Below are 15,930 nucleotides of genomic sequence, written 5' to 3'. Positions count from 1 at the left end.
TTTGAAACTATATCGTTGTGTTTTATCCAGGAACAAGGTACACTAGGTTAGTTGTTAAAAAGTAGTTGCCGGATATCAATACGTTATAAGGACACCGGATTGTGTCTAGGTTGGTAAGCACGTTCAACTACTTTTCGTTAAAAAGGACGCAGGGAAGCATATCTGCTTACCTCTGCACATGGAGGAATATTTTGAAGTTTTCAGAATTAGGTCTATCAGAAGACCTACTTACAGCCATTGTAAAGCATGGCTATGTCGAAGCCACACCAATTCAAGAGCAGACAATTCCATTGACGCTTGCCGGTAAAGATGTTATCGGTCAAGCACAAACGGGAACTGGTAAAACAGCCGCCTTTGGATTGCCTATCCTGAATAATGTGGATACGGACAATTATGATGTTCAAGCACTTGTCGTATCACCAACACGTGAATTGGCTATTCAAACTCAAGATGAGCTATTCAAGTTGGGACGCGATAAGCGCGTGCGTGTACAAGCAGTCTTTGGTGGGGCAGACATTCGTCGCCAAATCAATGGTTTGAAGAGCGGTGCACACATTGTCGTTGGGACACCTGGTCGTTTGATAGACCACATTCGTCGTGGCACGATCAATTTATCAAAGGTTAAGACTTTGGTATTGGACGAAGCCGACGAAATGCTGAACATGGGATTCTTGGAAGATATTGAAGCAATTTTGACTGCCGTTCCTGACGAACGTCAGACATTGTTGTTCTCAGCCACGATGCCACCAGCTATCAAGCGTATTGGTGTGCAATTCATGACGAACCCAGAACACATTCAAGTTGCTGCTAAAGAATTAACCACTGATTTGGTTGAACAATTCTATGTTCGTGTACGTGAACAAGAAAAGTTTGATACTTTGACGCGTATTTTGGATGTTCAACAACCAAAGTTGGCGATTTTGTTCGGTCGTACAAAGCGTCGAGTTGACGAATTGGCCCGTGGTTTGGAATTGCGTGGCTTTAACGCCGCTGGAATTCACGGTGACTTGACACAACAAAAGCGTTCACAAGTTTTGAAGCAATTCAAGGCTGGTGAAATCAAGATTTTGGTTGCGACAGACGTTGCTGCCCGTGGTTTGGACGTTTCAGGTGTGGACTATGTGTACAATTTTGATATTCCACAGGATCCTGAATCATATGTTCACCGTATCGGCCGTACTGGTCGTGCCGGGGCCCATGGAACTTCAGTAACTTTCATCACTTCATATGAGATGGATTACTTGAAGGATATCGAGAAGTTGACGAAAAAGCGTATGTTGGCTTTGAAGCCATACACTCGTGAAGAAGCAACTGCAGCTCGTATGAAGAATGCAATTGCTGATGCTGACGCCGTAGTTGCTAAGACAGATGCAGCTTCTGTCACAGATGCTGCTGATGAATTGGTAGCAAAGTATGATGCTAAGACTTTGGCTGCAGCTTTGTTGGGTGCCATTGCTAATGTATCTGAAATGGATGCTGATTTCGAATTGTCACGTGAGCGTCCATTGCCTCGCAAGCGTTCATTCGGCGGTGGCGGTGGTTCACGTAATGGTGGTGGCAGCCGTCGTAGCGGAAACGGTGGCGGTGGCTTCCGTGGCCGTCGTGAAGGTGACCGTGATAACGACCGTAGTGGTGATCGTCGTCGTAAGTCATTTGACCGTGGCGCTCGTACTGGTTCTGGTGATCGTTCACAACGTGGTAAGAGTGGTGCACCTCGTGCACGCCGTTCATTCGTTATTAAAGATAATCAAGACTAATATTTATGGCAGACAGCAACTGAATGGTTGCTGTCTTTTTTGTGATTAATTGGCTTTCATGGTCAGGGAGGGCCAGTCAAAATAAAATAAAACTATTTTTCCACTTGTAAGCGCTTACTTTAGGTGATATTATAAGAGTGTACCAAAAAGGTATGCAATTAAATAACGCGAAAGGTGGCATGGAATTTGGAAAAATGGCAAAATCTAACCGAATTCAAAATGATGTATACCGATGAGCGTGTAGGCGTGTCGCAGTAGTGACGTAAGAGCTAAGATTGTATCACAGATAAAAGATAAACACACAAGTCATGAATTGACACATCTTACGTTATTAGCAACCAGTATTATCTCATGTTATTGATAGTCAAACTACCTTCACCAGCACTGATGTGAATCAGGGTGTTAAGCGTTGATGTAATAATTAACAGGGTGTCTGTAAGTGATGTAAGTTGAATAGCAGTGTAGATAAACTGTCCTGGCATGGTCCGCGTTTTGCACGGATAACACGGTTAAGGGAATACATTAGGATGAAGATCGGAGTGGGATAGATTGGTGACAGGCGTCTGAAGCTGCAGATCAGACCTCCAAGAAATCTCAATCACAATTGAATATAGGGTAGCGGAGTAGCGCTCCCCTAGTTAGGGTGTATCAAAGCCTAACTAAAGTTAACCACGGGTCAACGTACTCGTGGTTTTATTGTCTACAATGTTATACTGGTAGTATCAATGTAGAAGGATGAATGTGGAGGGCATTAAGATGACATTCAAAATGTATTTGGTACGCCATGGACAAACAATTTTTAATAAGTATGAGCGCATGCAAGGCTGGGCCGATGCTCCCCTGACCAATAAGGGGATTGAGGATGGGTATGCTGCTGGCGAACGGTTGGCAAATGTTAAGTTCGATGCAGCTTATTCTTCAGATTTGTCACGAGCAGTTCACACGGCTGAATACATCTTAGCTAAGAACCAGCATCAATATGCTAGTTTAACACCAATTCAGATGGCACAATTTCGTGAGGAATTCTTTGGGTCATTTGAAGGATTGTCATCATCACGTACATCCCGGCACGTTGGTGCAGCGATTGGACGGGATGATATCGCGACTTATAGCCAGTTGATGAGTGAACTCTCGCAGGATGAAGTGATGGATGCCATTAAATTAGGCGATCCCACCCACGATGCTGAAAATGCTGCGGAATTCTGGGAGCGTCTCGATCATGGCTTAAATGTCTTGCGTGAAACAGTGACTGATGGGCAGACCATTTTGGTGGTCGCTCATGGGACTTTGATTCGCAATTTAACGGATCGCTTTGCTTCACATGAAATTGCAGAAACACGCCCTGATAATGGTTCGGTTTCCGTTTGGGAAGTATCAGATACTGACCTGGAGCTGAAACATTATAATGACACAACAACAGTTTGGTAAATTATATGTATGAAAATGAATTAGTACCGATTACTAAGGTTTTATTAGTCGGATTAGACAAGAACGATCCACAATTTGGCTACCAGATGACAGAATTAACCAATTTAGCCACAGCCAATCATTTAGAAATTGTGGCCATGATTACGCAGAAGTTGAATCGACCAAATTCAGCAACCTATTTTGGCAAGGGTAAGGTTGAAGAATTAAAGGAAGCCTTGGAGTACCATGGCGTTGAAATGGTAGTCGCAAATGACGAACTTTCACCTTCACAAATTCGTAACTTAGAACAACAAACTGGCGCTAAAGTCATGGATCGAACGGCTTTGATTTTGGATATCTTTGCGTCGCGTGCTAAAACCCGTTTGGCGAAAGCGCAAGTGGCAATTGCGCAATTACAGTATCAATTGCCACGCCTACGTACCTCGATGAATATTCGCTTAGATCAACAAACTGGTGGTGGCGGTGGTAGCTTCACCAGCCGTGGTGCGGGTGAAACCAAGCTTGAGATGAATCGTCGGCATATTGAACATCAAATTTCACTGCTTCGTCAGGAAATTGAGGAAATTGAGGCAGACGATCAAACACGGCGCGCACGCCGTGACAAACAAAACATCAAAAATGTGGCGTTGGTTGGGTACACAAACGCTGGTAAATCGACCATTATGAATGGGTTGGTACGTCGTTTTGGTGAAAATAAAGAGAAGACTGTTTTTCAAGCTGATATGCTGTTTGCCACGCTTGAAACATCTGTCCGTAAGTTGAACTTACCAGACAATCAAAGTTTTTTGCTATCAGATACAGTCGGCTTTGTTTCAAACCTACCCCACGGGTTAGTGGCTGCTTTCCGCGCAACTTTAGCTGAAGCAGCTCAAGCAGACTTGTTAGTACAGGTTGTTGATTATGCAGACGACCATTACCGTGAAATGATGGCAACAACGGCACAAACGTTGAAAGAAATCGGCGTGACCGATATTCCTATGATTACGGTCTTTAATAAAGCTGATCTAAGGCCCGAAACTATTTACCCGGATCGTGATGGAGATACCGTCACCTTGGCAGCGGTTGAGGATACTTCCTTGGATTTGCTAGTTGAAACCATTCGTCGCCATATCTTGTCAGACTTTGCGACGGTCGAGCTATTAGTACCATTCAGTGAAGGTGCCTTGATCTCAGAATTGAATGATTCAGCAATTATCAATGCCACCGACTACACTGAAGAAGGCACTCTGCTATCCGTGACCTTAACGGCGCCTCAATTAGCTCGCTTTGAAAAGTACATTCAGTAATTTTGGATGCTGTGTTGATGATGCAATCGATAACAGATTGTAAAATATTAGTGAGATTACCCAGAAATTGCATCTGATCGCAGATGCAATTTTTCTTTTGCATAAATGGCCATAGCGTGAGATATTAACACATATGAAAAATAGTACAGGAGGGGTTTTATGCAACGAGGTTCACGATGGTTGAGCCCGTCAGAAATCAAAGCTGCGTTGAAAAATTCAGATACGACGTTAATGGAAATGCTACGGTTTGTGTTTAGTAGTGTCTTAAAACGACGTTACCTGCTGATCTTGAATGTATTGCTTTTATTGATGGTTGCGGGTTTAAATTTTATCATTCCACAATTTACCAAGAATATTATTGACCAGGCCATCGGGCAACGGTCGGTCAATGAACTGATCAGCCAAGTTGTATGGTTAATTGTCACCACCATTGCCTTAGGGGTCGTGAATTTTGTCTCAACCTATCTCATGCAACGGTTGTCGCAAGAGTCTATTACTGAGATACGCTTGCAAACCTATTATCGGATCTTGCAGCAAGATTATGCTTACTTTCAAAACGCCAAAACTGGTGATCTGATGGTGCGGTTAACGGGCGACATTAATAGTTTACAGAACTTGATTAGTTCGGATACGTTTGGCATTGTTGGAAATCTCTTTACCTTTATTGCGGTGCTAGGATTTTTGTATGCGCAAAACTGGGAATTAGCCCTCGCAATCAGTTTGACTTTTCCAGTATTGTTTGTGATTATTCGTTTTTTCCGTTCACGTATTCGGGAAGCCTTTAGCAAACTACGCGCGACAAGTTCGCGGATTTCAAATCAATTACAAGCCACCTTAACGGAAATCGAATTAATAAAAAGTTTCACGACTGAGCAACAGGAAACGGCTAATTTTGAGGCGATTGTGGCCGAGAGTAATCGTTATCAATTGGAAGCAACCCGTTTGCAAGCTATCTTTAATCCATTAGTCACACTGGTTAATACCATCGGTGTGGCCATTGCATTGGGGGTTGGTGGCTATTTTGTCATACAACAACGGATGACGGTGGGCGATTTAGTGGCATATTTAAGTTACTTGACACTATTGCAAGACCCCATCAGGTCATTTTCGCGGTTATTGAATGTTTTCCAAACGGCGCAGGTATCTTATGACCGGATTAAAGAAATCATGGCTTATGAACCAACCATTATTGATGCACCGCATCCGGTCGCCTTTCCGAGCCCGCTGCGTCGGGGTATCCAATTGACGGACGTGACCTTCCATTACGATATGGGGAATGTTGACGCTTTGGAGAATATCAACATGATGATTCCAATTGGCCAAACAACTGCGCTCGTGGGACGTTCTGGCGCTGGCAAATCAACCTTGGTCCGCCTACTGACCCGTCTTTATGAACGTAGTGGTGGCAAAATTATGTTTGATGATGTCGCGATTGAGCACATCAGCATGAAAAGTTTACGGCAGCATATTTCGTTTGTGAGTCAGGAAGTCACAATTATCGATGGCACCATTAGCGAAAATATTGCATATGGCACACCAGGTGCTACTGAGGCCGCAATCTGGAATGCCGCAGAACAGGCGAATATTTCAGAATTCATTAGGGGCTTACCTAATCAGATGGCAACACAGGTTGGTGAACGCGGCGTGAAACTCTCCGGTGGGCAAAAACAACGCCTAAGTATCGCGCGGGCGTTTTTGAAGGATGCCCCAATCGTGATACTAGATGAAGCTACGGCGGCGCTTGATAATGAGTCTGAAAGAGCCATTCAACATGCCTTGAATGAACTCATGCGCCATAAAACCGCAATTGTCATTGCGCATCGATTATCAACAGTGCACAATGCGGAACAAATTGTCGTGATTGATCAAGGTAGTGTGGTAGAACGAGGCACTCATGATGAGTTAATCGCGCAAGCTGGTGTTTATAAGACACTCTATGATGCACAATTTGAATAAAATAAAAGACTTCCGTAATTGCTTACGGAAGTCTTTTATTTAGCTGCTCAGACTGGATTCGAACCAGTGACCAACGCATTAACAGTGCGCGATTCTACCGCTGAACTACTGAGCAAAAATTAAATTAAACATGGTGCAATACCATGGAACTGCTCAGACTGGATTCGAACCAGTGACCAACGCATTAACAGTGCGCGATTCTACCGCTGAACTACTGAGCAAAAATTAAATTAAACATGATGCAATATCATGAAACTGCTCAGACTGGATTCGAACCAGTGACCAACGCATTAACAGTGCGCGATTCTACCGCTGAACTACTGAGCAAAAATTTTTGAGCTGAAAATACCAAATAAGTTTATTAGAAACAAATTAGTGCTTTCAACACGTTTATTATCATATCGACATTTTTACATGATGTCAACAATTTTTTGGAAATTATTGCAACAGGGTGCATAATCTTGAGGTAAATGTTAAAACAGTCCAAAGACCGAATGCAACAAGGCCTCTTTTTGATCAAATGTTGGTACACTATTACTTAAGACAATAAAAATTAATGCTCAAAGGAGTCGCTCATATGGCTGATTTTGAATTACAAGGTATGCCGATTTTTGTATACATGAAAGAAAAGGATACAAATAAGACGCTCCAACCAGTCAAGCTGATTAATGGGGTACTAGGAGCATCTTTTAAAGTGCAACCAGCGACTATCGAAGGCTATATTGTGGCCGATATCGATGGTGATCTTGAGGGCACGTTTGATGAAAATTTACACACAGTAACTTTCTATTATCGGGATGCTAGTGTTGCCCAAGTTGAAGAATTGACAGATAAATGGCTCAAATTAAAGGCTGATGCGGACACATATAAGCAACCGGACCTTAGCACGATACCAGAAGTTGAAGGCTTAAAAGCAGCCAGTGAATGGCAAATCATTTCGCGCATGGTGACCAATAAAGGTTTGTTTTGGCATGAGCTAGTTGACGGCCGATGGGTCTTGTATGATCGTAAGAAGATGATAGTCATAGACGGGTCAAGTCAACCAGCGATTGATGTTCCTGAAGTGAAGGCATTCGACTGGACACCGATGCCTTTTGATGCGGCGGCGACGATTGATTTTGTAGCTGGCGAATCGGTGACGATTTATTCACAACCATATGGTCATGAAGTTGGTACCCTGGCGCACGGTGCCAAGGTGCAGATTAAAGAGGTTGTGACTGATCCTAGTGGCATTCGATGGTATCATGTCGCGCATGCTGGTTGGTTGACCAGCACGTACGTCGCGATAGATGTTTTATAATAAATGCAAGCGAGTGTGTACACAACATGTACACGCTTTTTTGTTGCGACGAGATAATTTTTTAAAATACAGATTGTAAGCGGTTTCTTTGTTATAATAGAAGGGTATGAAAAATTGATATGTTGATTTAGACCTAGGGGGTAGTTTGATGTCAGAGCCGTTATTTTTAACGCCAGTCTTGCATGAGAAGATGTGGGGTGGAGTCGCATTACGCGAGGACTTTGGATACGATATTCCATCAGAAACTACTGGGGAGGCTTGGGTGGTATCGGGTCATCCTCATGGCGTGACGGCGGTTGTTGGTGGTCAGTTTGCCGGACAAACGCTGGCCGAGGTGTGGACCACGCAGCCACAGTTATTTGAAAATCATGACACCACCCGCCAGTATCCATTGTTGGTTAAAATTCTAGATGCCCATCAAGATTTGTCAGTGCAGGTACATCCGGACGACACCTATGCCAATGCCCACCAACCTGGCGAGCTGGGTAAAACCGAATCGTGGTACATCTTAGATGCAAAACCGGATGCTAAAATTTATTTTGGCCATAACGCGATGACCCATGCGGCTTTTGATGAAATGATTGATCAACAAGCCTGGGGCGAATTATTGCGCACGGTGCCAGTAAAGCCTGGCGCTTTCTTTTATGTACCAGCTGGAACGTTGCATGCGTTGGGGGCAGGGGTGCTAGCGTTGGAAACGCAACAATCCTCAGATTTAACCTATCGGGTCTACGATTTTGATCGGGTGGATCATGAAACAGGTCAAAAGCGCGCATTACATTTGGCAGATGCTAAGGCGGTCACCAGGGTGCCCTTTGAACCCGAACAGCCGGAGCCAAGCACCATTAATTTTGGTAACTCTGAAAAGACGACATTGGTTGAGGCACCCTACTTCAATGTTTACCGTGTCACAGTGACGGGACCAGCCTACTTTACCAAACAAGCCCCATATACTCAGGTCACGGTGGTCGATGGTAGTGGCGTCTTGACAGTCGATGGTCACGATTATGATGTGCAAAAAGGACAAAGCTTGATCCTGCCGGCAAATGTCGAAGAATGGGCATTCGATGGTCAATTAACCATGATTTCATCCACGCCAGGATTCCTATCGCGTTAATCTATTTTATAAGTTGAGAACTACTTAGCCTCGTGACGGTTAAGTAGTTTTATTTTATGGAACAATGGTAGAATAGAAAACAGTTAATTGAAATTACCGACAGTGCACGGTAGTTTATGAAGGAGGACAGGATGAGCTTTAAGAGTACGGTAGCGAAAACTGTTGGTAAAGCGACGTATTGGGGATTACATGACGTGCTACATCGAGGTGGTACATCTTTACCTGGTAAGTTAGCCACGAAGATTGATCCAACGATTCTAACGTCGGTGGCAGACGAATATGACGTTGTTTTAATCACAGGAACCAACGGTAAGACGTTGACAACAGCTTTGACTACACGCGTCTTGCGTGAAAAGTATTCTGATGTTATCACGAACCCATCTGGTTCAAATATGATGCAAGGAATCGCAGGTACCATGCTAACAGCTAAGGTACGTGACGCACGGCAAAAGCCCTTGGCAATTCTTGAGGTTGATGAGGCCAATATTGAAGAGGTGGCGCGACAATTAAAGCCCAAGGCGTTTGTATTGACTAACATCTTCCGTGATCAGATGGATCGCTATGGTGAAATCTATACAACGTACGAGAAAATCTTAAAGGGTATTCGATTATTTCCAGAGGCAATGGTGATTGCTAACGCTGATTCACCAATTTTTATGCGGGGTAATTTGCCAAACCCTAAGATCTATTATGGGTTTAATCATTTGCCAGCTGTAGGCGATGAACGTGCGCCGCATAACACTGATGGGGTATTATCACCAGATGATGATACTGTTTTGTCGTATCACTTCCGCACATATGCTAACCAAGGATATTATTTCTCGCACTCAACTGAATTCAAACGCCCCGCTTTGGACTATGCGGTCACCAAAATCAATGAGCTGACGCCACGTCACTCGAATGTTGATATTGATGGCACACCCATGCAAATTGAAGTGGGTGGTCTTTACAATGTTTATAATGCGCTGGCTGCTTATGCAGTAGGTCGCTGGCTTGGTGTGAATACGGATCAAATTAAACATGCCTTTGAGTCAAACGCCCAAATTTTTGGTCGCCAAGAAGCTTTACAAGTGCACGACAAGGAAGTCACCATTGTCTTGATTAAAAATCCAGTTGGTGCCAACCAAGTCTTAGATATGATGAAGACGGACTCAGAGCCATTCTCGTTGATTGCGTTGCTGAATGCTAATTACGCAGATGGTATTGATACAAGCTGGATTTGGGATGCTGATTTTGAATCCTTGAAAACAATGGGTGTCCAAGCGGTAGCAACCGGTGGCGAACGGTATAAAGATCTGTACGTGCGACTGAAGATGGCGGGATTTGGTGATCATCCAACTTATCCTGAGATTAAAGACGTTATCAAAGCAATTGACGAGCTACCCACCAAGCGGGTCTATATCGCCGCAACTTATACAGCGATGTTGCAATTGCGTGAAGAATTAGCAGCGCAAGGCTTTATTAAGGGTGGAATGGGAGAGTAGTTATGGCAGAATATGTTATTCATGCTGCACATTTGTACGCTGATTTGATGAATACCTATGGTGATTACGGCAATATTGTTGCCTTGCGATACTATGCGCAACAAATTGGCGTGGACGTCGAAGTGTCATCAGTGTCGTTGGGGGATGCTTTCGATGAGACCCAATACGATTTTGTGCTCTTTGGTGGTGGCCAAGATTATGAAGAAGAAGTGGTTGCACGTGATTTACCAAATAAGGCTGTGGCGATCAAACGGTATATTGAAAATGACGGGCCTTTGTTAGGCGTTTGCGGGGGCTTCCAATTACTCGGCCAATACTTTTTATTAGCTGATGGTACCCGCATTGAAGGTATTGCAGCGATGGATCATTACACGTTGAATCAGCAAAATAGCCGGTTTATCGGGAACGTCTTGGTTAAGAATAAGGAAACCGGTCAAGAATATCGCGGGTTTGAAAATCATCAAGGACGTACTTTCCTAGGTGCAGATGAACGTCCTTTAGGCGATATTTTGCAAGGAAACGGTAATAACGGTGAAGATGGGAGTGAAGGGCTAATTTACAAAAATGTCTATGGTACCTATTTCCATGGCCCAATCTTCACTCGTAATGGTAACTTGGCGTTACGCGTGTTACAGGTTATCTTGACACGCAAATATCCTGAAGTCGATTGGGCAGCTCAGCTGGCACATGTTGAACCTGAATTTTTTTAACATAAAAAGGGCCTTCGGTTGAAGGCCCTTTTTTGCCGTTAAAATTAATTATGCGTCATTAAATACTATAAGTTCGTCTGAATTGAGGCGATGAAATTTGGAATGAAGGAAGAGACAAATGAGGGCTTAACCACCCAATTGTGACCAGCTAGTTGTTCAGCAATGGCACTATGCGCATAAACGGCCGCTTCGGTCGCGCGCCGTGGCTCTGGAAACTGGCCAACGAAGCCAGCTATCATCCCCGCTAGTGTATCCCCCATGCCGCCTGTGGCCTGGAAGGGACCACCGATGCGTAACTCAACGTGCCGATCATTACTAATGACTTGCGTGTGATATTTCTTGAGCACCAAAACGTCGATATTGAGATTTTGTCGTTGTAATTCGGTCATTTCCGGAATATCTTCTTGATATTTAATCATCACATTTGAAAGTCGCTCCCATTCACCTTGGTGTGGGGTGGCAATCGTAAATGTATTGAGCGGGAATGAGAGATTATGTTCAGCCATCATCGTAATCGCTGAGCCATCAACTACTAAAATCTGTTTAGCAGTGACACCAAACAGGACAGTCTTGAGTAACTGGACGGCGAATTCGTCGGTTCCCATGCCTGGGCCAACTAGAATCACGTCACTTTTTTCAAGTTGCTCCGCAAGCGCCACCGTGTCAGCCCAATCGATGGCCATCGCTTCAGGTGTGCGGGCGTGTAAGGGGCCAATATTTGTCGCGTCAGTGGCAACAGTTGTGAGACCGGCCCCGGAATCAACCGAGGCGGATGCAGCCATTAAGATGGCACCACCAAGATATTTGTTACCACCAATGAGTAATACGCGACCATAGTCGCCTTTATGGGTATTCACAGCACGTTTTTGAAAAACTTCGTGCAATATTTCTGAGTTTAATTCAGCTGTCATAAGCGCTCCTAAGATGGATATTCTAGGGCCTATTATACGCAAAAATTATAACAAATTCATTACTTCAATTGGCATTAGTAGGTTAGTGAACAAGACGTTGGTCAACAACATTTGTGAAATCAGCGTCGTGTCGCCATAAGCAAGTAGGATTCGACGGTCCTGAGAAAATTAATTCGCGCAAATCGGCGCCCAGCGCGTTTGAAATAATCCTAAATTAATGGGTTTGGATTAATGGGAATCGCACTAATCAACTATCTGAAATGCTATCTTAGTCGGGTAATTTTATGTTAAACTGGTATGAGGTAGCATGGCCGAATTGTCGGTGCATGACTTGATGGTTAAGAGGATTGAAAAAATAATATGGCTAATAATCCATTACGGAAAATAATTGAAAGTGATCGTGGTACACTACGTCAGCTGAATCAACTAGCAAACAAAGTAGAAACATACGCGGATGACATGGCGGCTCTGTCAGATACAGAATTGCAAGCTAAAACCCCCTACTTCCGTGAACTGTTGGCCCAAGGTAAGACGTTGGATGACATTTTACCAGAAGCTTTTGCGGTCGTGCGTGAAGCAGCCAAGCGTGTCTTAGGGTTATACCCATTCCACGTGCAAATTATGGGTTCAGCCGTGTTACACGGTGGTAATATCGCCGAAATGAAGACTGGTGAAGGTAAGACGTTAACGGCTACAATGGCCGTTTACTTAAATGCTTTGCCTGCTGAAGGCGTCCACGTTGTGACGGTCAATGAATATTTGACCCAGCGTGACGGAACTGAAATGGGTGAGTTATACAACTGGCTTGGATTGACAGTTGGTATTAACACCTCTGAGAAATCACCTGAAGAGAAGCGTGAAGCCTATTTGGCAGATATCACCTACTCAACCAACTCTGAAATTGGCTTTGATTACTTACGTGATAACATGGTTGCCCGTAAGGAAGACCGTGTTCAACGTCCCCTAAACTATGCTTTGGTGGACGAAACCGACTCAATTTTGATTGACGAGGCGCGTACGCCGTTGATTATTTCTGGCGCACCGGCGCAAGAGAGTACGCAACTCTATATTCGGGCTGATCGTTTTGCAAAATCATTGGTTGCTGAAACGGACTTTAACGTTGATGAAGAATCAAAGACGGTCATGATGACCGATGAAGGGATTGCCAAGGCTGAAAAGTATTTCAATTTGGCAAACCTATATGGGTCGCAAAACACCGCTTTGACACATCATATTGATCATGCTTTGCGTGCTAATTACACCATGCATAACAATAAAGATTACGTTGTTCGGGATGGTGAAGTTGTCTTAGTGGATGCGTTCTCAGGACGTATTCAAGAAGGTCGTCGTTTCTCTGACGGTCTGCACCAAGCTTTGGAAGCCAAAGAGCAAGTCCAAATCCAAGAAGATAATCGGGCGATGGCCTCAATTACGTATCAAAACCTATTCCGGCGCTATCGCAAGTTATCCGGCATGACAGGTACTGCCAAGACTGAAGCGGAAGAATTCCGTGAAATCTATAATATGGAAATCATCACATTACCAACGAACCGGCCTGTTCAGCGGTTTGACGCACCAGATTTGTTATACCCAACGTTGCGCTCAAAATTCCGCGCTGTCGTTGAAATGGTACAAGACTTAAATGCCAAGGGGCAACCCATTTTGATTGGTACGGTCGCGGTTGAGACGTCAGAATTGTTAGCGCAATTATTAGATCGTGTTGGGATTCCACATAATGTGTTGAATGCTAAAAACCACGCCCGGGAAGCTGAAATTATTGCTAACGCTGGTCAACGCGGTGCTGTGACAATCGCCACGAACATGGCTGGTCGAGGCACGGACATCAAACTGGGACCGGGTGTTGCAGAACTAGGTGGCCTGGCCGTTATCGGTACTGAACGTCATGAATCACGGCGTATCGATAATCAATTACGAGGTCGTGCTGGTCGTCAAGGTGATAAAGGATTTTCACAATTCTTCCTGTCACTTGAAGATGATTTGATGATTCGTTTCGGTGGTGAGCGGATTAAGTTGCTCATGGAACGCATGAATCTAGCAGAAGAGGATGCGGTTATCAAGAATCGTCTCATCACTCGTTCAGTTGAGTCAGCCCAAAAGCGGGTTGAAGGAAATAACTACGATTCTCGTAAGAATGTGTTGCAATATGATGATGTGATGTCGCAACAACGTGAAGTCTTTTATCGTGATCGGAACACCGTCATTGATGCTGAGGATTCCTTAGAAGATGTGATCTTGCCAATGGTTTACCGAACGATTGACCGGGTGGTTGATGCCCATGTCAATGGTAGTGAGAAGGAATGGGATTTAAAGGCGGTTGTCGATTTTGCGGGCGCCACGATTGTTCCGGAAACATCCATCTCACGTGAAAATCTGCAAGGCAAGTCAATTGATCAAATCAAGGCATACCTACATGATCGTGCGAAGGCTGTTTATGACGAAAAAGTGGCTGCTTTAACTGATAAGCAACAACTTTTGCAATTCACCCGGGTTGTGATCTTACGGGTGGTTGATTCACATTGGACGGATCATATGGAAGCGATGAACCAATTGCGTGATGCGATTCAACTACGTGGCTATGGTCAATTAAATCCCTTGATTGAATATCAAAATGAAGGGTTCCGGATGTTTGACGAAATGATTGCGGGGATCGAATATGATGCCACCCGTTTGTTCATGAAGTCAGAAATTCGTCAAAACCTGCGTAACTAACCACTTAAAATTGGAGAAAGTCGATTTTTCGGCTTTCTTTTTCTATGTAGATGATTAATAGAAAGGTCGGCAAATGGAATTAGCAGAAGCACGTCGTCGTCTGGGCGAAGCAAAAGAAGAAGTTGAACATCTAGGTGAATCCTTGGATTTGGACGCACTCACGGATCAAATCGCGGCCAATGAAGATGAAATGGCACATCCTAATTTTTGGGATGACCATGTGGCGGCGCAAAAAGTTATTGATGCGAATAATGATCTCAAAAATCGGCGCGATGACTATCTGAACTTGACGAATGGCGTCGAGTCAGTGGAAACGGCCATCGAATTACTTGCTGAAATGGAAGACGCAGAGATGATGCTGGAACTTGAGTCTGATTTAGATAAATTAGAAAAAGACCTGGAAAGTTATCGCTTGGCGCAACTTCTTAACGAACCATACGACAAAAACAACGCGATCTTAGAAATCCACCCGGGTTCTGGTGGTACCGAGTCGGCTGACTGGGGTGAAAACTTACGTCGAATGTACACTCGTTGGGCGGAACAACATGGCTTTAAGGTTGAGCTAATGGATTACCACCCAGGGGATGTTGCGGGTTTGGATTCAGCAACATTGAGGATTAGCGGTCACAATGTTTATGGTTACTTGCGCTCAGAGCGTGGGGTACATCGGTTTGTCCGTATTTCACCATTCGATTCAGCTGGCCGGCGCCATACCTCCTTTGTTTCAATCGATGTGATGCCTGAATTGGATGATTCAGTTGAGGTTGATATCAACCCAGCCGATGTTAAAATGGACGTTTATCGCGCCTCAGGAGCCGGTGGGCAGCATATCAATAAGACCTCTTCGGCCGTTCGATTGACACATCTTCCTACGGGTATCGTTGTCGCATCGCAACAGCAACGTTCACAATTCCAAAATAAGGATACGGCCTACGGAATGTTGAAAGCCAAGCTGTATCAGTTGGAAATGGACAAGAAGGAAGCTGAGCGCGCCAAGATTTCTGGTGATCAACTGGAAAATGGCTGGGGTTCCCAAATTCGGTCGTACGTGTTCCATCCCTACCGAATGGTCAAGGATCACCGGACTAACTTTGAATCTGGTAACCCACAAGCAGTTATGGATGGCGATTTAGATGGCTTTATCAATGCATACTTGCAATGGAAATTAGCCGAACAAAATCCAGAATAGTTGCATAATGAGGGGCTGCTAATAATTTAAGGAAACGTTCTGACTAATGGCAGAACGTTTTT

General features: G+C 44.2%; 11 protein-coding genes and 3 tRNA genes. 10 read left to right on the top strand and 4 right to left on the bottom strand.

Annotated features, from left to right (window positions below; genetic code table 11):
- Positions 1–191 precede the first annotated feature (191 nt).
- From cshA to WSWS_RS06795, 4 genes are all read left to right on the top strand, one after another.
- A complete protein-coding gene (gene cshA, locus WSWS_RS06810) occupies positions 192–1,757 on the top strand; it encodes a degradosome RNA helicase CshA (RefSeq protein ID WP_070230563.1) in 1,566 nt (521 codons plus the stop codon).
- A gap of 756 nt (positions 1,758–2,513) precedes the next feature.
- Positions 2,514–3,185 carry a histidine phosphatase family protein gene (locus tag WSWS_RS06805; protein ID WP_070230562.1) on the top strand — a complete coding sequence of 224 codons (672 nt, stop codon included), beginning with the start codon at positions 2,514–2,516 and terminating at the stop codon, positions 3,183–3,185.
- A 5-nt stretch (positions 3,186–3,190) separates the two neighbouring features.
- Complete coding sequence (gene hflX, locus WSWS_RS06800; protein ID WP_070230561.1) at positions 3,191–4,471, top strand: GTPase HflX; 1,281 nt, start codon at positions 3,191–3,193, stop codon at positions 4,469–4,471.
- Positions 4,472–4,630: 159 nt separating this feature from the next.
- On the top strand, positions 4,631–6,427 hold the full coding sequence (locus WSWS_RS06795; protein ID WP_070230560.1) for an ABC transporter ATP-binding protein: 1,797 nt from the start codon (positions 4,631–4,633) through the stop codon (positions 6,425–6,427).
- A gap of 43 nt (positions 6,428–6,470) precedes the next feature.
- On the opposite strand, the gene WSWS_RS06790 is transcribed toward WSWS_RS06795, so the two are convergent.
- The 3 genes from WSWS_RS06790 to WSWS_RS06780 all read right to left on the bottom strand — a co-directional run bounded on the left by WSWS_RS06790 (position 6,471) and on the right by WSWS_RS06780 (position 6,754).
- Positions 6,471–6,542: transfer RNA gene (locus tag WSWS_RS06790), tRNA-Asn, on the bottom strand.
- Positions 6,543–6,576: 34 nt separating this feature from the next.
- Positions 6,577–6,648 (bottom strand) — tRNA-Asn (locus tag WSWS_RS06785).
- A gap of 34 nt (positions 6,649–6,682) precedes the next feature.
- Positions 6,683–6,754, bottom strand: a tRNA-Asn gene (locus WSWS_RS06780).
- A gap of 250 nt (positions 6,755–7,004) precedes the next feature.
- Between WSWS_RS06780 and WSWS_RS06775 the strand changes: the two genes are divergently transcribed.
- The 4 genes from WSWS_RS06775 to WSWS_RS06760 all read left to right on the top strand — a co-directional run bounded on the left by WSWS_RS06775 (position 7,005) and on the right by WSWS_RS06760 (position 11,038).
- On the top strand, positions 7,005–7,727 hold the full coding sequence (locus tag WSWS_RS06775) for a MucBP domain-containing protein (RefSeq protein ID WP_070230559.1): 723 nt from the start codon (positions 7,005–7,007) through the stop codon (positions 7,725–7,727).
- A gap of 148 nt (positions 7,728–7,875) precedes the next feature.
- Positions 7,876–8,844, top strand: coding sequence for a mannose-6-phosphate isomerase, class I (gene manA / locus WSWS_RS06770; protein WP_070230558.1), 969 nt, complete (start codon positions 7,876–7,878; stop codon positions 8,842–8,844).
- Between the two features lie 131 nt (positions 8,845–8,975).
- The gene (locus tag WSWS_RS06765; RefSeq protein WP_070230557.1) at positions 8,976–10,328 is read left to right on the top strand and encodes a Mur ligase family protein; all 1,353 of its coding nucleotides are present in this window, start codon (positions 8,976–8,978) and stop codon (positions 10,326–10,328) included.
- Between the two features lie 2 nt (positions 10,329–10,330).
- Positions 10,331–11,038, top strand: coding sequence for a type 1 glutamine amidotransferase (locus WSWS_RS06760; RefSeq protein ID WP_070230556.1), 708 nt, complete (start codon positions 10,331–10,333; stop codon positions 11,036–11,038).
- Positions 11,039–11,103: 65 nt separating this feature from the next.
- Here the strand turns inward: WSWS_RS06760 and WSWS_RS06755 are convergent, their stop codons facing one another.
- Positions 11,104–11,949 (bottom strand): NAD(P)H-hydrate dehydratase, encoded by an 846-nt coding sequence (locus WSWS_RS06755; protein ID WP_070230555.1) that lies wholly within the window; start codon positions 11,947–11,949, stop codon positions 11,104–11,106.
- A 360-nt stretch (positions 11,950–12,309) separates the two neighbouring features.
- Between WSWS_RS06755 and secA the strand changes: the two genes are divergently transcribed.
- Both secA and prfB read left to right on the top strand, forming a co-directional pair.
- On the top strand, positions 12,310–14,679 hold the full coding sequence (gene secA, locus WSWS_RS06750; protein ID WP_070230554.1) for a preprotein translocase subunit SecA: 2,370 nt from the start codon (positions 12,310–12,312) through the stop codon (positions 14,677–14,679).
- Positions 14,680–14,752: 73 nt separating this feature from the next.
- On the top strand, positions 14,753–15,868 hold the full coding sequence (gene prfB / locus WSWS_RS06745) for a peptide chain release factor 2 (protein ID WP_070230553.1): 1,116 nt from the start codon (positions 14,753–14,755) through the stop codon (positions 15,866–15,868).
- Positions 15,869–15,930 lie beyond the last annotated feature (62 nt).

Source organism: Weissella soli (assembly GCF_001761545.1).
Lineage (GTDB): Bacteria > Bacillota > Bacilli > Lactobacillales > Lactobacillaceae > Weissella > Weissella soli.
This window is presented reverse-complemented; position numbering and strand designations above follow the sequence as displayed.

Bases quoted from the DNA above. Each gene is read 5' to 3' on its own strand.
- WSWS_RS06805 (WP_070230562.1), top strand. From the start codon at position 2,514: ATGACATTCAAAATGTATTTGGTACGCCATGGACAAACAATTTTTAAT.
- hflX (WP_070230561.1), top strand. From the start codon at position 3,191: ATGTATGAAAATGAATTAGTACCGATTACTAAGGTTTTATTAGTCGGA.
- WSWS_RS06795 (WP_070230560.1), top strand. From the start codon at position 4,631: ATGCAACGAGGTTCACGATGGTTGAGCCCGTCAGAAATCAAAGCTGCG.
- WSWS_RS06775 (WP_070230559.1), top strand. From the start codon at position 7,005: ATGGCTGATTTTGAATTACAAGGTATGCCGATTTTTGTATACATGAAA.
- manA (WP_070230558.1), top strand. From the start codon at position 7,876: ATGTCAGAGCCGTTATTTTTAACGCCAGTCTTGCATGAGAAGATGTGG.
- WSWS_RS06765 (WP_070230557.1), top strand. From the start codon at position 8,976: ATGAGCTTTAAGAGTACGGTAGCGAAAACTGTTGGTAAAGCGACGTAT.
- WSWS_RS06760 (WP_070230556.1), top strand. From the start codon at position 10,331: ATGGCAGAATATGTTATTCATGCTGCACATTTGTACGCTGATTTGATG.
- WSWS_RS06755 (WP_070230555.1), bottom strand. From the start codon at position 11,949: ATGACAGCTGAATTAAACTCAGAAATATTGCACGAAGTTTTTCAAAAA.
- secA (WP_070230554.1), top strand. From the start codon at position 12,310: ATGGCTAATAATCCATTACGGAAAATAATTGAAAGTGATCGTGGTACA.
- prfB (WP_070230553.1), top strand. From the start codon at position 14,753: ATGGAATTAGCAGAAGCACGTCGTCGTCTGGGCGAAGCAAAAGAAGAA.